The organism is Nitrosomonas sp. TNE100, from assembly GCF_055387135.1.
The window spans coordinates 2,376,577-2,395,611 of the sequence record NZ_AP040997.1; the positions used below are offsets into that span (position 1 = coordinate 2,376,577).

The window sequence follows — 19,035 nt, forward strand, 5'->3', positions numbered from 1 at the left end:
TAAAAACCGGAGCCCGGACGAGCGATAAGTTTGCCCGGGTTTATTTGCATTTACCTGATAGGTACTGGCTAAAACGGGATATCGTCTTCCATATCGTCAAAACCTGTGCTGCTACCTGTAGTGCCAGTTTTAGCAGGTGTGTTACTTGAATATTCGTTACCTTGGTCGGCTGGTGGATCATAGTTACCACCGCTGCCACCACCTGAGCGGCCACCAAGCATTTGCATACGGTCGGCAACGATTTCGGTGGTATAGCGTTCCACGTTGGATTTATCAGTCCATTTGCGCGTTTGTAAGCGACCTTCGATATAAATCTGTGAGCCTTTTTTCAGATATTCTCCAGTAATCTCAGCCAGCTTGCCAAACATAACGATCCGGTGCCATTCGGTGCGCTCCTGTTTCTCGCCCCCCTTGTCTTTCCAGGTATCGGTAGTGGCAATATTCAGATTTGCCATGGCATCGCCGCTGGGCATGTAACGGATTTCCGGATCGCGGCCAAGATTGCCAATCAACATAACTTTATTTAGTGAAGCCATTTATCTATTTCCTTCCAATAACTGAACCACTTTTTCTTCATCAAAACCCTTGAGATCAACCTTCAGGTAAGCCACCTGTTCATTGGCCAGTACAAGCGCCTCATATACTCCCGGCAGGGCTGCCAATTCGCGTGATAAGGCATTGGCCTGTTCGGAATTCATTTCTCCAACCTGATACATTTTGGAACGGACAGCTGCCGGTGCCTGCATGGTGGTGGCCAGTATCAACCAAATAATCAACAACCCGCTGCACATGATCGCCATGGCGTAAAAGCCAAAATGCTGGAACAAGTAACCGCCCAAGGCGGAGCCAACAAACGCACCTAGAAACTGGGTGCTGCTGTAAACGCCAATGGCAGTTCCCTTGGCACCAACGGGTGCAATTTTAGAGATCAGTGAGGGCAGTGTTGCTTCGAGCAGATTAAACGCGGTGAAAAAGACCAGTAACGCGAAAACCAGTCCCCAAAAGGAAGTGTTGAAGATCGCCAGTAACACCTGTGCCAGTAACAATAACGCCACAGCAGCGATGAAAACCGGTTTCATCCGGGCTTTTTTCTCGGCATAAATAATGGCAGGCACCATCAATATCACCGCGCCTACCATGACGGGCAAATAAACTTGCCAATGGTGGGCAGCGGCCAGGCCGGTTTCCCGCAGGGATACTGGTACCACCAGCCAGAGTGCCATCAGGACCGCATGCAGGGCAAAAATGCCATAGTTCAATCGCAACAGTTGCGGATCACGCAACACGTTACCAAAGCGGCTGGTAGTAACCTCGGTGTCCGAGTGAAAACGGCTGATAACCGGATCAGGTACTACCTTGTACATGACCAGCATTGCCAATATGGCCAGACAGCCGGTAATGGCGAAAATACCCGGGACACCGACCCATTGATTCAGGATAGGCGCAGATATCAGTGACAGTGCGAATACTGCGCCGATGCTGACTCCAATCATTGCCATCGCCTTGGTGCGATGTTCTTCCCGTGTCAAATCAGCTGCCAGCGCCATGACTGCGGCTGAAATAGCACCGGCACCCTGGATGACGCGCCCGAAAATAACCCAATAAATATCGGTTGCTGATGCTGCGACAAAACTGCCCACGGCAAACAAGATCAGGCCGAGATACACCACCGGCTTGCGCCCGATGCGATCAGACAGCCAGCCGAATGGAATCTGCAGAATCGCCTGCGTCAATCCGTAAGCACCCAGCGCGATACCGATCAGTGTGTAACTGTCTCCTCCTGGCAGATCTTTGGCGAAAAAAGTAAAAACCGGAAGAATAATGAACAGACCGAACATGCGAAGTGCATAGACGCCTGCCAGACTGATGGATGCGCGCAGCTCCACCCGGGACATTTTTTCAGGAAGTTTGGTTGCTGTTCTGGATGCAGATGTTGCGGACATGAAGCGTAATTGTGAATTGTGATAAAAGCGGGAAGTTGGGTATATTATCAGGTTGACTCTTTCTTAGGTAGCCGATGGAATTCATCAGGATCCGTGGTGCACGGACACATAATCTTAAAAACGTAGACCTTGATCTGCCGCGCAACCGGCTGATTGTGATCACAGGGCTATCCGGCTCCGGCAAATCTTCGCTGGCTTTCGATACGCTGTATGCGGAAGGCCAGCGGCGTTATGTTGAATCACTTTCTGCGTATGCACGGCAGTTTTTGCAATTGATGGAAAAACCGGATGTCGATCTGATCGAAGGGTTATCACCCGCCATTTCCATCGAGCAAAAAGCCACTTCGCACAACCCGCGCTCCACCGTGGGGACAGTCACCGAAATACATGATTATCTGCGCTTGCTGTTCGCCCGGACGGGGGAGCCGCATTGCCCAGAGCATGGCATTGCGCTGGCGGCACAAAGTGTTTCGCAAATGGTTGATCAGGTACTGGCATTACCGGCAGATACCCGGTTGATGATTCTTTCACCAGTAATAACCGGGCGCAAGGGCGAGCAGCTGGAATTGTTTGATCAGCTGCGTTCGCAAGGGTTTGTGCGCGTCCGGCTGGATGGGGAAGTGCATGATATCGACGCCCTGCCGAAGTTGCAGAAAAATAGGAAGCATACGATCGAAGTGGTGATAGATCGTCTCAAGATTTCACTGGAGATCAAACAGCGCCTAGCAGAATCTTTTGAAACGGCCTTGCACTATGCTGAGGGCAAGGCAATAGCGGTAGAAATGGATACCGGTAAGGAATACCTATTCTCTGCCAGATTCAGTTGTCCGGTATGTAGCTATGCCTTATCCGAGCTTGAACCGCGTCTATTTTCCTTCAATAATCCTGCTGGTGCGTGTCATCGCTGTGACGGGCTGGGGCAGATCACTTTTTTCGATCCGGCGCGGGTGGTGGCTTTTCCGTATTTATCACTGGCCACAGGCGCTATCAAAAGCTGGGATCGGCGTAATCAGTTCTATTTCCAGATGTTGCAGGCAGTGGCAACGCATTACCACTTCAATCTTGAAGTTCCATTCGAGCAATTGAGTGAGGCTGCACAACAGGTTGTGTTGTATGGTTCCGGCAAGGAAAAAGTTACCTTTACTTACTTCAATGAGCAAGGCAAAGCCAATCAGCAAACGCATGTGTTCGAGGGCATTATCCCCAGCCTGGAGCGCCGTTATCGGGAAACTGAATCACAAACTGTACGCGAAGAGCTGGCCAAATTTATCAATGCGCGCGTCTGCCCGGAATGTGAAGGTACACGCCTGCGCCGTGAGGCCCGCCACGTTACAGTGAATGGTGAGACAATTTTTGCAATCAGTGCCTGGCCGTTGCGGCAGGCCAAACAGTTTTTTGATGAAATGAAGCTGGAAGGCCATAAGCAGGCCATCGCAGAGCGTATTGTCAAGGAAATATCCAGCCGTCTGCAGTTTCTCAACAATGTCGGGCTGGACTATCTTTCACTTAATCGATCCGCCGATACGCTTTCCGGCGGAGAGGCGCAGCGTATTCGCCTTGCCAGCCAGATCGGCTCTGGCTTGACCGGTGTCATGTATGTGCTGGATGAACCTTCGATTGGTCTGCATCAGCGTGATAATGAACGTTTACTGGAAACCCTCAAACATCTACGCGATCTCGGCAATAGCGTTATCGTGGTGGAGCATGATCAGGACGCCATCCTGCTGGCAGATCATGTCGTCGATATGGGCCCCGGCGCCGGTGAACATGGTGGACGTGTGGTTGCGGAGGGCACGCCCGCAGCTATTCAGGAAAATCCTGCCTCATTGACCGGGCAGTATCTTTCCGGAAAGTTAGCCATTGCTATCCCAGCTGCGCGTACACCTCCTGATCCGGAAAGAATACTGATCATACGCGGAGCAAGTGGTAACAATCTCAAACAGGTTGCGCTTGATTTGCCGGTCGGACTGCTGGTGTGTGTGACGGGTGTTTCAGGCTCGGGAAAATCCACTTTGATTAACGATACGCTGTATCGCGCTGTGGCGCGGCATTTGTACGGCAGCTTGACTGACCCGGCGGCTTACCGGGAAATTGATGGGCTGGGCTTTTTCGATAAGGTGATTGATATCAACCAAAACCCGATCGGACGTACCCCCCGTTCCAATCCCGCCACCTACACCGGCCTGTTCACCCCAGTGCGTGAATTATTCGCCGGTGTGCCGCAAGCCAGAGAACGTGGTTATCTGCCAGGCCGATTTTCGTTTAATGTCAAAGGCGGACGCTGTGAAGCCTGCCAGGGGGATGGTGTCATTAAGGTGGAAATGCATTTTTTACCGGATATTTATGTTGCCTGCGATGTGTGTCATGGACAGCGTTACAACCGGGAAACATTGGAGATTCAATACAAGGGTAAAAATATCCACGAAATTCTGCAAATGACCGTTGAAAACGCACATATATTTTTTGAAGCAGTGCCGGTGATTGCCCGCAAGCTGCAAACCTTGCTGGATGTGGGACTGGGATATATCACGCTGGGACAATCTGCCACCACGCTATCTGGTGGTGAGGCGCAGCGCGTTAAACTTTCTCTGGAATTATCCAAACGTGATACTGGCCGCACACTCTATATTCTGGATGAGCCAACGACTGGTCTGCATTTTCAGGATATCGATCTGTTGCTCAAAGTGCTACACCGCCTGCGTGATAACGGGAATACTGTGGTTATTATCGAACATAATCTGGACGTTATTAAAACGGCTGACTGGATTATTGATCTTGGTCCGGAAGGTGGTGCCGGAGGCGGTAGAATCATCGCCGAGGGCACACCGGAAGCCGTGGCAGCGATGCCTGGCAGTTTTACCGGACAGTTTCTCCAGCCATTGCTTTCCAGTACTACCCAAACCTCTTCATGAATCCGCGCGAACTTCTGCTTGATAGTTTTCATGCTGCTGTTAATGCAGCTGATCCGCTGAAAATTGTGCCTTGTCATCTGCCTGAACCGCCACGCGGGAACACGCTGGTGGTTGGTGCTGGCAAAGCGGCTGCCGCCATGGCGCGCGCAGTGGAAGAGAACTGGCCAGCAGATCATCCCCTGGAAGGGATTGTGGTGACGCCTTATGGTCATGGTCTGGCGACGAACAACATCATGGTGATTGAGGCCAGTCATCCGGTACCGGATACACAAGGTGAAATGGCAGCGCGCGCCATGCTGGAATCGGCACGCATACTCACGCCAAATGATCTGCTGCTGGGACTGTTCAGTGGCGGGGGGTCCAGTCTGCTGTCTGCGCCCATTCCCGGAGTAACGCTGGATGAACTGAAATCAATTACCCGCCAGTTATTGCGTTGTGGCGCGGCAATCCAGGAAATCAATATCGTGCGCAAGCATTTATCTGTCGTACTGGGTGGCAGATTGGCAGCCGCCAGCCGGGCACCGGTACACAGTCTGATCATCTCGGATGTCACCAATAACGATCCTTCCTCCATCGCATCCGGACCCTGTGCGCCAGATCCCTCCACCTGGCAGGATGTACTGGCACTGATAGAGCGTTATGCAATTAACATTGCTCCGCAAACCATGGGAATCCTGCAGAAAAATGTCAATACAGGCAGTAACGAAACCCCCAAACTAGGCGATCCGGTTTTCAGGAACGTGAAAAACCGGATAATCGCTACGGCGCGGCAATCACTCGCGGCGGCTGCACAGTTTTTTCGTGCACAAGGCATTACACCGCTGATTCTCGGTGACACCGTAACTGGGGAGGCAAAGGAAATCGCCAAAATGCATGCAGCCATTGCGCGGGAAATACGCCATTACAGCAACCCGTTTAAACCGCCTGTAGCCTTGATTTCCGGTGGAGAAACCACGGTAACGGTAACAGGTTCTGGCAGGGGCGGGCGCAATGCCGAGTTTCTGCTCTCGCTCGCCATCGCACTCAATGGACTGGAAGAAGTTTACGCATTGGCTTGCGATACTGACGGAATCGACGGCAACGGAACCAACGCCGGTGCAGTAATCACACCAGATACCCTCAATCGAGTAGAGCAGGCCGACGTTAATCCAGTAAGATTGCTTGATGACAATGATGCCTGGACTTTCTTTGACCAACTGGATGATCTGATTGTCACCGGCCCAACCCGCACCAATGTTAATGACTACCGGGTTGTTCTGGTTTTGTAGCCCTAAATATTGGATAGGTTTATGTCTTGGTACATGAATCAAGTATCCGGCCCACTGGAAAAAGGGCTGGATACCCAGGATATCAAATCCTGTAGAGATACCTACTGGTTTTAAAGCAATTTACGCGTAAGTTTTTCTTAACACATACTGCAAAATGCCGCCGTGACGATAATAATCCACTTCAATCGCGGTATCGATACGGCTGCGTAATCTGACTTCCCGGCGCGAACCATCCTGGCTGTGAATGACCAGTGTAATTTCTTGTTGCGGTTGAAGATCACCCAGCTCCAGAATATCAAATCGTTCATCGCCCTGAATACCCAGAGAAGCCATGCTATCCCCTTCTTTGAATTGCAGCGGGAGCACGCCCATGCCAATCAGGTTGCTGCGGTGGATACGTTCGTAACTCTCCGCGATTACTGCTTTGACGCCCAACAATTGTGGGCCTTTAGCTGCCCAATCACGGCTTGAACCAGCGCCATATTCTTTACCGGCAAATACTATGGTTGGTATGCCATCCTGAATATACTGCATGGCTGCATCAAAGATACTCATTTCCTTCCCGTCACGATCACCATCGTTATAGTACAACGTAACGCTGCCTTCACTGCCAGGCACCATCAGATTTCTGATACGCACATTAGCAAATGTGCCGCGCATCATGACGCGATGATCCCCTCGACGCGAGCCATAACTATTGAAATCTGCCCGGGCAACGCCATGTGCCAGTAAATATTGCCCTGCAGGCGAAGATTCCATGATGGCGCCGGCAGGGCTGATATGGTCGGTTGTAACTGAATTACCGAGAATTGCCAGCGTACGTGCGCCATGAATGGCATCTGGTGCTTTGGTTTGATCTATTTCCAGGGAAAAATCTTCAAAAAAGGGTGGTTCGGCGATGTAAGTGGAATCCGGCCAGTCATACAACTTACCGGTAGCCGAGGTGATATCGTTCCAAAGTGTATGATCCCGAGTGAAATCGCTGTATAAGCGACGGAAAGTTTCCGCCTGGGTCGCAAATTTCATCATGGATTCGATTTCTACGTTAGTTGGCCAGATATCGCGCAACCAAACAGGTTTGCCATCTTTATCCTCTCCCAGTGGTTCGCTTGTCGGATCCCTCAGTACCGTTCCAGCAATAGCATAGGCCACCACCAGTGGAGGAGATGCAAGAAAGTTGGCGCGAATATTGGAGTGAATCCTCGCCTCGAAATTGCGGTTACCGGATAATACCGCTGCGCATACCAGATCATCCTTGACAACGGTTTCTTCGATCACTTTTCGCAGTGGTCCTGAGTTTCCGATACAGGTTGTGCAACCATAACCGGCCACGTTAAAACCGAGCTGTTCAAGATAAGGTAACAAACCGGCAGTACGAAGATACTCTGTAACGACACGTGATCCAGGTGCAAGTGAAGTCTTGATATGTTTTTTGACTGCCAGGCCTTTTTCCACTGCCTTTTTTGCCAGTAAACCGGCAGCAATTAGCACACTTGGATTGGAAGTATTGGTGCAGGAAGTAATGGCAGCAATCAGTATGTCACCGTGGCGCAACTCGATTGGTTGGATCGGTGTGCCGTTGGTGGCAGTTTGAGGGGTAGGGCGGTTATTGGCCATCTCGACCACATTGCGCGCACTTCCAGGTAGTAATGCAGATTCACTTTGACTGCTGTCGGGTGCAACGCAAAGGTTGGATTGTGCATGCTTGTCGCGGGTGGTATAAGTATTTCCCAATACTTCTGCCGCTTTGCCGTAGCCATTTTCCTTGATAGGTTTGCTGAATAATTCAGTGAAAGTAGATTTTAGATCTTTGAGTGCAATGCGATCCTGCGGGCGCTTCGGCCCAGCCAATGAAGGTGTGATAGTACTTAGATCCAAGGCGAGCTCCTGGCTGTAATCGATATCCCCATGACGTGGCATGCCGAACAGCCCTTGCGCCTTGAAATAGCGTTCGAAAGCATCGATTTCTTCTTCTGTACGACCGGTATATCGGAAATAGGCAAGTGTTGCATCATCTACTGGAAAAAAGCCCATGGTTGCACCGTATTCAGGAGCCATGTTGGCAATCGTGGCGCGATCCGGCAAACTCAGCAAAGTAACACCTTCACCAAAAAATTCAACAAACTTGCCCACTACATTGGCTCTCCGTAGCATTTCTGTGACTGTCAGCACTAGATCAGTCGCGGTAACTCCCTCCTGCAGATGCCCTGTTAGATTGACGCCGACTACATCTGGCGTCAGGAAATAGATCGGTTGCCCAAGCATACCCGCTTCGGCTTCGATTCCTCCCACCCCCCATCCCACCACGCCAATACCGTTGATCATTGTGGTGTGTGAATCAGTTCCAACCAGTGTATCCGGATAAATAAATCCATCCTTTTGATGTACGCCACGCGCAAGATATTCCAGATTGACCTGATGTACGATACCAATTCCGGGAGGAACCACGCCGAATGTATCGAATGCTTGCATACCCCATTTAATGAACTGGTAGCGTTCCCGATTGCGCTGGAATTCGATTTCCATGTTCCGTGCGAGTGCTTGGCTATCACCGTAATAATCTATCTGAATTGAATGATCCACCACCAGATCTACCGGTACTAGCGGTTCGATCAACTCCGGATTTTTTCCCAATCTCTTGGCTACACTGCGCATTGCGGCCAGATCAACCAACAACGGTATCCCGGTGAAATCTTGTAATACGATACGCGCCACGACAAACGGTATTTCCTGAGTGCGTTCTGCTCTTGGCTGCCAACTAGCAAGTTGTTTGACATGAGCCTCAGTGATTTTCTTGTCATCGTAATTACGCAGAATAGATTCCAGTATGATCCGGATGGAAACTGGCAAACGCGAGATGGTTCCCAACCCGGCTGCCTCAAGCGCAGGAAGCGAATAAAACTGGATTGTTTCACCGTTAGATAGAGGTAACGTACTTAAGCTATTGAATAAATTGTGGGCCATGATGATTCCTTGAGTAAGAGACGACGGGCATTTTGTATTTATGCAGTAACCGTTTAAGTTTATCATTCGCCACTGGCTGCGACCAAATACTTGACCTGACACCGATGGTTACAGCTTTTTTGTATTTTTAAACGGGAGAATAATGAATATCGAACAACTAAATCAAAAATACGGAATTGGGGAGCAGGTAGTTTTTAAAGAGGGGGAAGGGGGTTTACCCTTTATTCATATCAAGAATGAAAAGGCCAATGCACTGATCTCGATTTACGGCGGACAGGTGCTTGCATTCCGGCCGATACATGCGCAAGATGATCTTCTGTTTTTAAGCAAGCGCGCCTATTATCAACAGGGCAAGGCAATCAAAGGCGGTGTGCCGATTTGCTGGCCATGGTTTGGCCCGGATCCGGAAGGTAAAGGGCGATCAGCACATGGTTTTATGCGCAATCGCATGTGGGATATCATCGAAACATCCACAACCCCGGAAAACGGCACTCGAATCGTACTGGGATCAACCGATACCGAAGAAACACGATCCATCTGGCCACGCGCATTCATTTTGAGACTGGAAATTACCATTAGCGATACGCTCAATCTAGAGCTGATCACTCGCAATCCGGGCTCACAAGTATGTACGATCACACAGGCTTTTCATACCTACTTCAACGTAGGGGATATTCGGCAGACACATGTATCCAGCCTGGAAAACACTCGCTATATTGATAAAGTGCACGATAACCTGGAAAAAAACCAGATCGGTGCTGTCACCATTGAGGCGGAAGTGGACCGAATTTACCAGTCAGTCGATAGCAATCTCATCATTCACGATACAGCTCGCAAACGCCGTATCCGCATCACTTCTAAAGGGAACAGAACCGCCGTTGTGTGGAATCCCTGGGCAAAGATCTCGACAGAAATGGCAGATCTGGAAGATGATGATTACCTGCGTTTTATTTGTGTGGAAACCACCAATGCCGCGACAGACCGGGTTCATATCCAGCCCGGCAGTGAGTTCCGGTTGGTTGCCAATTACCGGATTGAGCAGGACTGACAGAAAATCTCCAGAATTTTCTGTTTGAAAACAAGGAAAAACAATGGCTCTAAAACTTAACATTATCACCTGTAGTACTCGCCCCGGGCGCATCGGGCCTCATGTCGCACAATGGTTCTGCGAAGCCGCTGTCCAGCATGGCAAATTTGACGTGGTACCGGTAGACCTGGCGGAATTTAATCTGCCGGTGTACAACGAGCCGGAACACCCAGTACGCCAGCAATATCAGCACGCGCATACCAAAGACTGGGCAGTCAGTGTCCACGCAGCTGATGCCTATGTATTTGTGACTCCGGAATACAATTTCGGCCCACCGCCCTCACTGCTCAACGCGCTCAACTACGTTTACAAGGAATGGAATTACAAACCTGCTGGGATTGTGAGTTATGGCGGTGTATCAGGCGGATTGCGTGCGGCCCAGATTCTGAAACAAACGCTGACTACCCTGAAAATCATGCCAATAGTGGAAGCCGTCACCATCCAGAATGTTTCCACACACGTTGATGAAAGCAAACACTTCATCCCAATTGATTCTCATCTCCGTGCTGCGACAACCTTGCTGGATGAACTGTACAAATGGGCGCAGGCGCTTAAAACACTGCGGTAATACCGCTTGCTGCCAGCAGTCTCTGTTCAGGGTGGACCTGATCTGCTCTGAATAACTAGCTGGATGCGCGGCAGCTGGTGATGAATCTCCCTTGACATCGTCGTCAACCTTCCATTTTGGGAATATCCCAGCCCGCTTCTCACGCCAACCCAAAATACCGCTCGAAGAAGGCTGCCAGCCTGTCGAGCACCGTCCGCTTTTTGGCCGCGTGGCCGTTGTTCTTGGTGAATCGCGATACCGGCGGCAGAATCCTCGTGATAGCCGTGCCCGAGGTCGGGATGCTCCCGTCGCGGAAGGCGTTGTCGATGAAACTGCGCGCGCCCTCGGCGTTGAGGTTCTCCTCGGCGATGATGCGCTCCAGTTCCTCCACCTTCTTCGCTGCCACGAAGGCCTGCCACTGCGCATCCACCTTGGCCTTGGTGTTCACCGAATCGACGAACTGTTCGATTAGGTCTTTCTTGTTGCGCAAGGATGGACTGGAATTGATGGCGCGCTCGATGGTGGCGCGGATTTCTTTGTCGTCGCCGCTGCCTTTTTTCTTCAGGTACTGCTCAACCAGCAGCAGGATGTAATCGACGTTGATTTCCACCTGCTTGATGAGCTCGATCTCGAACACCACATCGTCGTTGATCGATTCCTTCTCAGCAGCCGACGTGGCGCGAAACTCCGCGTACAGGTTCAGGTACAGACTCTGGTAATCCTGAAACTCGCGCTCGGTCAGGATTTCGTGCCCGGCAAAATCGTCGAAGGCCGTGAGGATGTTTTTCAGCCGCAAGATCGAGCCGAACAACTTGATGAACGCCTTCTGCGCCGCCTCGCCAACGATGGCTTTGCCAAGAGGGAAGCCTGCCACCAGCTCACCCACGTGCTTCTCATAATCCTTGTAGTACTCGGCGTAGGGCTTGAGCAGCACGATCCCCTTGGCGTCCTTGTTGCCGAACAGGGCAAGCGCGTCGTTGGTCTCCTGCTCCAGATTGCGGAAGGAAACGATGTTGCCGTAGGTCTTGACCGAATTGAGGATGCGGTTGGTGCGCGAATAGGCCTGGATCAAGCCGTGGGCCTTCAGGTTCTTGTCCACCCACAGGGTGTTGAGCGTGGTGGCGTCAAAGCCAGTCAGGAACATGTTGACCACGATGACGATGTCCAGCTCACGTTTTTTCAGGCGCTGCGACAAATCCTTGTAGTAGTTCTGGAACTTGTCTGCCGAGGTGTCGAAGGAGGTAGAGAACAGCCCGTTGTAGTCCTGGATCGCGGCTTCCAGGAAATCGCGCGAGCTGGCATCCAGGCCATCGGTTTCAAACGCCTCCTCGCCCAAGAGGCCATCGGATTCCTCCTCGTTGGCGGCAAAGCTGTAGATCAGGCCAACCTTGAGCCTCTGCGCCTCGGGTACCGATTTCTGCTGCTCGGTGAACTCTGCGTAGTAGCGTTTGGCCGCGTCGATGGAAGCACAGGCGAACAGTGAGTTGAAGCCGATCAGGCGCTTGCCATCAAAGCGGTAGCTGCTGGCACGCTTGGTTTTCTGGTCGAAGTGCTCGCGGATGTAGCCCGCGATTTGTGTGATGCGCTCGGGTGCCAACAGCGCCCGTTCGGTGTCGATGGCCGATACCTGTTTGTCCTTGATCCCCGCAGGCAGTTTGATCGTGTTGATGTAGTCGATGCGAAACGGCAGCACGTTCTTGTCGTTGATGGCGTCGACAATGGTGTAGGTGTGCAGCTTGTCGCCAAACGCCTGCTGCGTGGTGCGCCGCCGTGGGTCGCCACCCGTGCCCGAGTTCTCGGCAAAGATGGGCGTGCCGGTAAAGCCGAACAGGTGGTAGCGCTGGAACACCCGGGTGATTTCGGCGTGCATGTCGCCGAACTGGCTGCGATGACACTCGTCGAAGATCACCACCACATGGGCCTCATACACCGGGTGCTTCTTGTTCCTGGCGACGAAGCGGGAAAGCTTCTGGATGGTGGTGATGATGATGCGGGTGTTGGGGTCTTCCAACTGCCGTTGCAGCACCGCCGTAGAGGTGTTCGAGTTGGCCGCGCCTTTCTCGAAGCGCTCGTACTCGCGCATGGTCTGATAGTCCAGATCCTTGCGATCCACCACGAACAGCACCTTGTCGATGTCCGGCAAGCCCCGGGCCAACTGCGCCGCCTTGAAGCTGGTCAGCGTCTTGCCGCTGCCCGTGGTGTGCCAGATATAGCCACCCGCCGCCACGGTGCCGAGCTGCTTGTGGTTGGTGGCCGTGCCGATGCGCTGCAAGATGCGCTCGGCCGCCACGATCTGGTAGGGCCGCATCACCAGCAGCTTGCGATCCACATCGAACACGCAGTATTTGGTAAGGACGTTCAGCAGCGAATGCTTGGCGAAGAAAGTCTTGGTGAAGCCCGTCAGCTCGGTGATGGGCTGGTTTTTCGCGTCGGCCCACCAGCTGGTGAAGGCGAAGCTGTTGGAGGTTTTGTTCTTGCTGCGCTTACTGGACTGCTCCTTCAAATGCCCGTCGCGCACGGTGTTGCTGTAGTACTTGGTCAGCGTGCCGTTACTGATGACGAAAAGCTGCACGTACTCGAACAAGCCCGTGCCCGCCCAGAAGCTATCGCGCTGGTAGCGATTGATCTGGTTGAAGGCCTCGCGGATGTCCACACCCCGGCGCTTCAGCTCGACGTGCACCATGGGCAGGCCGTTGACCAGCACCGTCACGTCATAGCGGTTGGCGCGCGCCCCTTCGACTTCGTACTGGTTGATGACCTGCAAGGCGTTGTTGTGGATGTTGGCCTTGTCTACAAGATAGATGTTCTTGGTGCTGCCGTCGTCGCGCTTCAGTACCTGGATGTGGTCTTCCTGGATGCGTGCGGTCTTTTCCAGAATGCCATCGTTGGCTCCGGCGATGCTGGCGTTGAAAAACCGCTCCCACTCTGCGTCGGAGAAGGCGATCTTGTTGAGCCGCTCCAGCTGACGGCGCAGGTTGACCAGCAGTTCAACTTCCGAGGTGATGGTCAGGTAGTCATAGGCCTGCATCTGCAAAGCTTTGATGAAGGACTTTTCCAGCTCGGCTTCGGACTGGTACGCAGCCTCACGCACACCCGGTGCATCGGGCAGAAACTCGGCGACAACGGTGCTCTCGTTGGACAGCGCAATCGGTTCATAGCGAAATGTGCCCGGCTGGTTATTCATATCCAGTGTCAGATTCTATCAAGGGTGATTTAGTGCATCAGGAATAAATCCTTCAGAATACAAGGCTGAAATAACACCGCGAATCAAAACATTGTTGGCAAACCCGATGGTATATTGCCGTGCGCCTTCACGCACTGGCATCAGCATACCGCACTCAACCAGCTTGCCAAGTTGATAAGTACGCTGGCGCTCTGTCAGGTGAGACATGGCAGATTTCAGGTCGCTAGCCTTGGCAACACCCAGCTTGGCTGTTGCCTGCAACACTCGCGCCTCTTGTTCTGTCAGTAATTGGCGATTTTGGGCGTAGTTCAGTGCGGGTATCAGTATGTGCTCAAGCAGGTAGTCCGCACGAGTGAGTTGATCCACCTTGCGCAACTCAGCTAGCATGCCGCTAAGCACATACACACACCAGGTTTCCAACCCTTGCGGCGTGCCTGTATCCGCCTGTCCAAGCATTGCGTAATAGCGATCACGGTCATTGCAGAACACAGCGGTAGGGTTCAGTACGCGGCCACCCGCTTTCACATTAAAGCCATACTTAATCAGTAATGCGTAAGTCAATAACCGCACGGTGCGGCCATTGCCATTGCCAAAGGGGTGAATCCAGGCAAAACGATGGTGCGCTAACGCCACCTTGATGAGGTCATACTTACCCGGATCATTTTGATTGATGAAGCGCACCAGCTCGGCCATATAATCTGGCACGAACAAAGCCTCGGGCGGCAAGTGTTCGGCCTGTGCAATTTTTACATTGGTTGTGCGATAGCTACCGGGAGTGGAGTCACCCTCGCGCTCAAGATTTTTGACTGCCAGCGCATGCAGCTCGCGGATAAAGTGCTCGGTTAACTCTTGGCTCGGCTTAAAATCCGTCTCGATATAGCCCATGGCTGCTTCAATATTGGCCATTTCTCGCAGCGCATCATTCTCCGGTGCGCTTGATGCCCCCATGCGGCTTTCCACATAATCAGCCAGCGTGGTGTGGTTGCCCTCAATGCGTGCCGATCCCAGACTTTCTAGCATGTGAAAGATATGCTTTAGTTGGAAAAATACCGGTGCCGGGGTGCTGCCTTCCAGGCGCAGGCGCCGCAAATGCTCAAGCTCAGTTACCACATCTACCAGCGGTGAGTCAAACGCAGGATTCAGCAAAATAAGATCGTGGTGTTGAAAGCTTGGCATCAGCAACCCCTGAACCGTGAAACAAGAAAGGTTAATTACAATATGAATTGGTATTATCTACGATAATTTGAATTTATTTAAACAAAAACATATGTTTACTTAATTTAAGCATAATTTATATCTACAAAATACAGATATGAACATCTCCAAATAGAGAAACCAAAACAGTTGAGCGCCAGTCGCCACAACCTACGAAATGTCAAGACGCCTCCTGAAAGCTCAGCAACCGGTCGCGATAATGCGCGTACTGCTGGCGGCGGGCCTTGATCTCGGCAGGCAGGCCGCTGCTGATGTCGTTTACCAGAGCGTCGAATTTGTCGAGAATGGCGACGATGCGGGCTTGTTCTTCGAGCGGTGGAATTGGTATTTCATATCGAAGGATTGCTTCTTTATCGCCGCGTGGCATCTTGGCACCCTTGGTATATTGCATGTTGTATGCAAAAAACTGTTCAGAAGCCAAAAGGTGATACAGAAATCTTGGTTTGATGTCATTGCGCGATTCATCTCGCAAGCGAACAACCAAGACATCTTGATTGGTACCACCAGCTGCCACAGAATGCCAGATTTTTTTGAGGTACGGACGAATGTTGCCAATCAGAATGTCATTAGCTTCATAGCCAATAGATGAGCCAGTTGTTGGCACATAGCTGGATTGAGTACGCCCACGCATCTCTGGAAGTAAGTTATCTACGCCAACATAAGAATCTGCATCAAGCTCTGACGATGCGATTCGTGTATTCGAATAGATTGCAACTTTACCCAAGGTCGTCCACCTTATATTTGCTTGCTTGCTTGCTTCAGCGTCGGTGCGCTCGCCGAAGGTCAAGAGTGCGTCGCGGTAGTACTGGTACTGCCGCCGGCGCGCCTCCAGTTCCGCCTCCAGTTCCGCCTCCAGTTCCGTGAAATTGTCAAGAACTTTCACGATTTCGCGCTGCACTTCGAGTGGAGGTAACGGGTAACGGAATTTCTTGAATCCATTCATCTCGACCGACGCAAAACTGGATGTGGTTGTGTTGCTGCGACACCAGTCATCGAGCACGAAGCAATAGTAGAAGACAAACTTCATGTCGAGTCGCCCGGCGAACTCCGACTTCAGCGCAAGCGACGTGAACCTTTGGTTCGACAGATGTGGAATTGTGATAAGCGCGTGCTCGCCGATGGTTGCCGAAGTTGCAACGATGATTGAGTTGGCGGGAAATAGCCTGCCGCCCTTTACGGCTTCTTCGGTAATCTGCTGCAACGATTCGCCGAGGATTCGCCCATTTTCGCGGATGTCCTCCATTCGGAACCACGGCACGGTTCCGTCAGTCCAGTAGGCTTTGTTCGACGTCGAAGGCGTGTAGCCGTTCTTCGTAATGAAAAGCTCTTGAAGTTCTTTGAACTCCACTCCCTCCGGGCAAAGCTCGGCAATCAATTGCTCTATCCGGCTCATGCCTGCTCCCCTTCCAGCTCGGCCACGATGGCGTCGATGGCGGTACGCAGCTCGGCCTGGCGGGCGACGATGCGGGCGATGTCGGCGTTGAGCGCGCGGATGTCCACCACCTCGCGGGTGTCTTCCTGCGCGACGTAGCTGCTGACGGCGACGTTGTAGCCATTGGCGGCGATGTCGGCGTTATCGACCAGCGTGGCAAAGTGCGGAATGTCCTTGCGCGCGGTGAAGGCGTCCAGCACTTTCTTCTGGTTGTCGCCGGTGAGCTTGTTTTTGTTGCCGCTGCGCACGAATTCTGCAGACGCATCGATGAACAAGGTGGCGTTGTCGCGCTTGGATTTCTTCAGTACGATGATGCAGGTGGCAATGGTGGTGCCGAAGAACAGGTCGGGCGGCAACTGGATGACGGTGTCGACGTAGTTGTTGTCGATCAGGTACTGGCGAATCTTGGCTTCGGCCCCGCCGCGATAGAGCACGCCGGGAAACTCAACAATCGCTGCTGTGCCGTTGACCGCCAGCCACGCGAGGATGTGCAGGGTGAAGGCCAGATCGGCCTTGCTCTTGGGGGCGAGCACGCCCGCTGGGGCAAAGCGCGGGTCGTTGATCAGCAGCGGGTTGGCATCGCCATCCCATTTGATGGAGTACGGCGGATTGGAGACGATGGCTTCGAAGGGTTCGTCATCCCAGTGCGCCGGATCGGTTAGCGTGTCACCGTGGGCGATGTGGAACTTCTCAAAGTTCACATCGTGCAGAAACATGTTGATGCGGCACAGGTTGTAGGTGGTGAGGTTGATCTCCTGCCCGTAGAAGCCCTGGCGCACCGCATCGTGGCCCAAGACCTTGACGAAGTTGAGCAGCAGCGAGCCCGAGCCACAGGCCGGGTCATAGACCTTGTTGACCTCGGTCTTGCCGACCACGGTGATGCGCGCCAGCAGTTCGGAGACTTCCTGCGGGGTGTAGAACTCGCCGCCGGACTTGCCCGCCGTGGAGGCGTACATCTGCATCAGGTATTCGTAGGCGTCGCCGAACAGGTCGATGCTATTGGCGGAAAAATCGCCGCTGGATAGCGGTAGATCGCCGATGGCGTCGAGCAGCTTGACCAGCTTCTCGTTGCGCTTGGCCACGGTGGGGCCGAGCTTGCTGCTGTTGACGTCGAGATCGTCGAACAGCCCCTTGATGTCATCCTCGGAATCACTGCCCGTGGCCGAGCCTTCGATGTCGGCAAAGATGTTGCTCAGTGTCTCGTTGAGGTTGGCGTCATGCCGGGCGCGGGCGCGCACGTTGGCGAACAGCTCGGAAGGCAGGATGTAAAAGCCCTTTTCCTTCACCGTTTCGGTGCGGCCGAACTCGGCATCGGTATCGGTCAGCTTGGCGTAGTCGAAGTCGGCGCTGCCCGCACGGCGCTCCTGCTCGTTGAGGTAGCGGGTCAAGTTCTCCGAGATGAAGCGGTAGAACAGCATGCCGAGCACGTAGGTCTTGAAGTCCCAGCCATCGACGCTGCCGCGCAGGTCATTGGCGATGCGCCAGATGGTTTTGTGCAGCTCAGCGCGTTCGGTTTCTTTGGTGTTGTTATTCATGGAGCCGGATTTACAGACATTGCTGTCGCCTCAACGGTTTTATGAGCAATTTTGCTGTCAGGGATCATGCCCGCCATTGTGCTTATTTTTCTTCGCAAGGCAGACAGGTGAAGCAGGTTACCCGGACAACGCCGGGTATTCTGTGTATTTGTGCAACGATATCATACCAATTGCATGAAAACTGCAGGCGATCTACCGTCTTTTCGGCTTGGCCCGCTTTCAGAGGGGATTATTTATCCCGCAGGCGAGTTCTTAAACGCGAGATGGCCTGGGTGTGAAGCTGACAGATGCGTGATTCGCTGACGCCCAGCACATTACCAATTTCGCGCAGGTTCATTTCCTGTTCGTAGTACATACCCATGACCAGTTTTTCCTTGGCAGGCAATTTTTCAATGGCGGCGACCAGCAGTTCTCTCAGATTTTTTTCCAGCAATTGGTCTAGTGGCTCATTACCCTGGTCATTACATAGATGATCAAGAAAATGATCTTCTTCATCTACCTGAAAATCCTCGTAATAGATCAGTTGCCCGCCCCCCGCTTCTTGCAGCATTTCCTGATACTCGGCTAGTGGCAGGTTAAGTTCATCCGCGATTTCCTGTTCGCTGGGCGGGCAGCCAAGGCGTTGTTCCAGTGTGCGCATAGCGGTTTCGATCTGACGCATTTTTCTACGCAAGCTGCGAGGCAGCCAGTCCGCTTCGCGCAGTTCATCCAGCATCGAACCACGGATACGCTGGGCAGCGTAGCTTTCAAACTGACGTCCGTAGGAACCTTCGTAACGATTGATGGCATCCAATAGTCCGATCATTCCTGCCTGAATCAGATCATCCACCTGAACGCTGGCTGGCAGTCTGGCCATCATATGGTAGGCAATCCGTTTGACCAGGGGTGTAAATTCAATAACAAACTGGTCTTTATCAATGGTTCCTGCTTCGGTATACATAGATTCAC

General features: G+C 52.4%; 12 protein-coding genes. 4 read left to right on the forward strand and 8 right to left on the reverse strand.

The window, feature by feature from the left end:
- Nucleotides 1-68: 68 nt before the first annotated feature.
- Together ACZ5EJ_RS11400 and ACZ5EJ_RS11405 are read right to left on the reverse strand one after the other, a co-directional pair.
- The gene (locus ACZ5EJ_RS11400) at nt 69-536 is read right to left on the reverse strand and encodes a single-stranded DNA-binding protein (protein WP_011635430.1); all 468 of its coding nucleotides are present in this window, start codon (nt 534-536) and stop codon (nt 69-71) included.
- The gene (locus ACZ5EJ_RS11405; RefSeq protein WP_464557111.1) at nt 537-1,943 is read right to left on the reverse strand and encodes an MFS transporter; all 1,407 of its coding nucleotides are present in this window, start codon (nt 1,941-1,943) and stop codon (nt 537-539) included.
- A gap of 74 nt (nt 1,944-2,017) precedes the next feature.
- Here ACZ5EJ_RS11405 and uvrA point away from each other — a divergent pair, with 74 nt between their 5' ends.
- Nucleotides 2,018-4,855 (forward strand): excinuclease ABC subunit UvrA, encoded by a 2,838-nt coding sequence (uvrA, locus tag ACZ5EJ_RS11410; RefSeq protein ID WP_464557113.1) that lies wholly within the window; start codon nt 2,018-2,020, stop codon nt 4,853-4,855.
- Nucleotides 4,852-6,123 carry a glycerate kinase type-2 family protein gene (locus tag ACZ5EJ_RS11415; protein WP_074684979.1) on the forward strand — a complete coding sequence of 424 codons (1,272 nt, stop codon included), beginning with the start codon at nt 4,852-4,854 and terminating at the stop codon, nt 6,121-6,123. The genes uvrA and ACZ5EJ_RS11415 overlap by 4 nt, the downstream gene beginning before the upstream one ends.
- Nucleotides 6,124-6,243: 120 nt before the next feature.
- Here ACZ5EJ_RS11415 and ACZ5EJ_RS11420 read toward each other — a convergent pair whose 3' ends face one another.
- Nucleotides 6,244-9,087 carry an aconitate hydratase gene (locus tag ACZ5EJ_RS11420; RefSeq protein ID WP_074456043.1) on the reverse strand — a complete coding sequence of 948 codons (2,844 nt, stop codon included), beginning with the start codon at nt 9,085-9,087 and terminating at the stop codon, nt 6,244-6,246.
- Nucleotides 9,088-9,229: 142 nt separating this feature from the next.
- Between ACZ5EJ_RS11420 and ACZ5EJ_RS11425 the strand changes: the two genes are divergently transcribed.
- Nucleotides 9,230-10,135, forward strand: coding sequence for a D-hexose-6-phosphate mutarotase (locus tag ACZ5EJ_RS11425; protein WP_074684978.1), 906 nt, complete (start codon nt 9,230-9,232; stop codon nt 10,133-10,135).
- Nucleotides 10,136-10,178: 43 nt separating this feature from the next.
- The gene (locus ACZ5EJ_RS11430; RefSeq protein WP_011635424.1) at nt 10,179-10,742 is read left to right on the forward strand and encodes an NADPH-dependent FMN reductase; all 564 of its coding nucleotides are present in this window, start codon (nt 10,179-10,181) and stop codon (nt 10,740-10,742) included.
- 139 nt (nt 10,743-10,881) lie between these two features.
- On the opposite strand, the gene ACZ5EJ_RS11435 is transcribed toward ACZ5EJ_RS11430, so the two are convergent.
- From ACZ5EJ_RS11435 to ACZ5EJ_RS11455, 5 genes are all read right to left on the reverse strand, one after another.
- Nucleotides 10,882-13,905 (reverse strand): type I restriction endonuclease subunit R, encoded by a 3,024-nt coding sequence (locus tag ACZ5EJ_RS11435; RefSeq protein ID WP_464557115.1) that lies wholly within the window; start codon nt 13,903-13,905, stop codon nt 10,882-10,884.
- 18 nt (nt 13,906-13,923) lie between these two features.
- The gene (locus tag ACZ5EJ_RS11440) at nt 13,924-15,081 is read right to left on the reverse strand and encodes a Fic family protein (RefSeq protein ID WP_464557116.1); all 1,158 of its coding nucleotides are present in this window, start codon (nt 15,079-15,081) and stop codon (nt 13,924-13,926) included.
- 199 nt (nt 15,082-15,280) lie between these two features.
- Nucleotides 15,281-16,513 (reverse strand): restriction endonuclease subunit S, encoded by a 1,233-nt coding sequence (locus ACZ5EJ_RS11445; protein ID WP_464557118.1) that lies wholly within the window; start codon nt 16,511-16,513, stop codon nt 15,281-15,283.
- Nucleotides 16,510-18,087 carry a type I restriction-modification system subunit M gene (locus ACZ5EJ_RS11450; RefSeq protein WP_464557119.1) on the reverse strand — a complete coding sequence of 526 codons (1,578 nt, stop codon included), beginning with the start codon at nt 18,085-18,087 and terminating at the stop codon, nt 16,510-16,512. The genes ACZ5EJ_RS11445 and ACZ5EJ_RS11450 overlap by 4 nt, the downstream gene beginning before the upstream one ends.
- 229 nt (nt 18,088-18,316) lie before the next feature.
- A complete protein-coding gene (locus tag ACZ5EJ_RS11455) occupies nt 18,317-19,027 on the reverse strand; it encodes an RNA polymerase sigma factor FliA (protein ID WP_464557742.1) in 711 nt (236 codons plus the stop codon).
- Between the last annotated feature and the right edge of the window lie 8 nt (nt 19,028-19,035).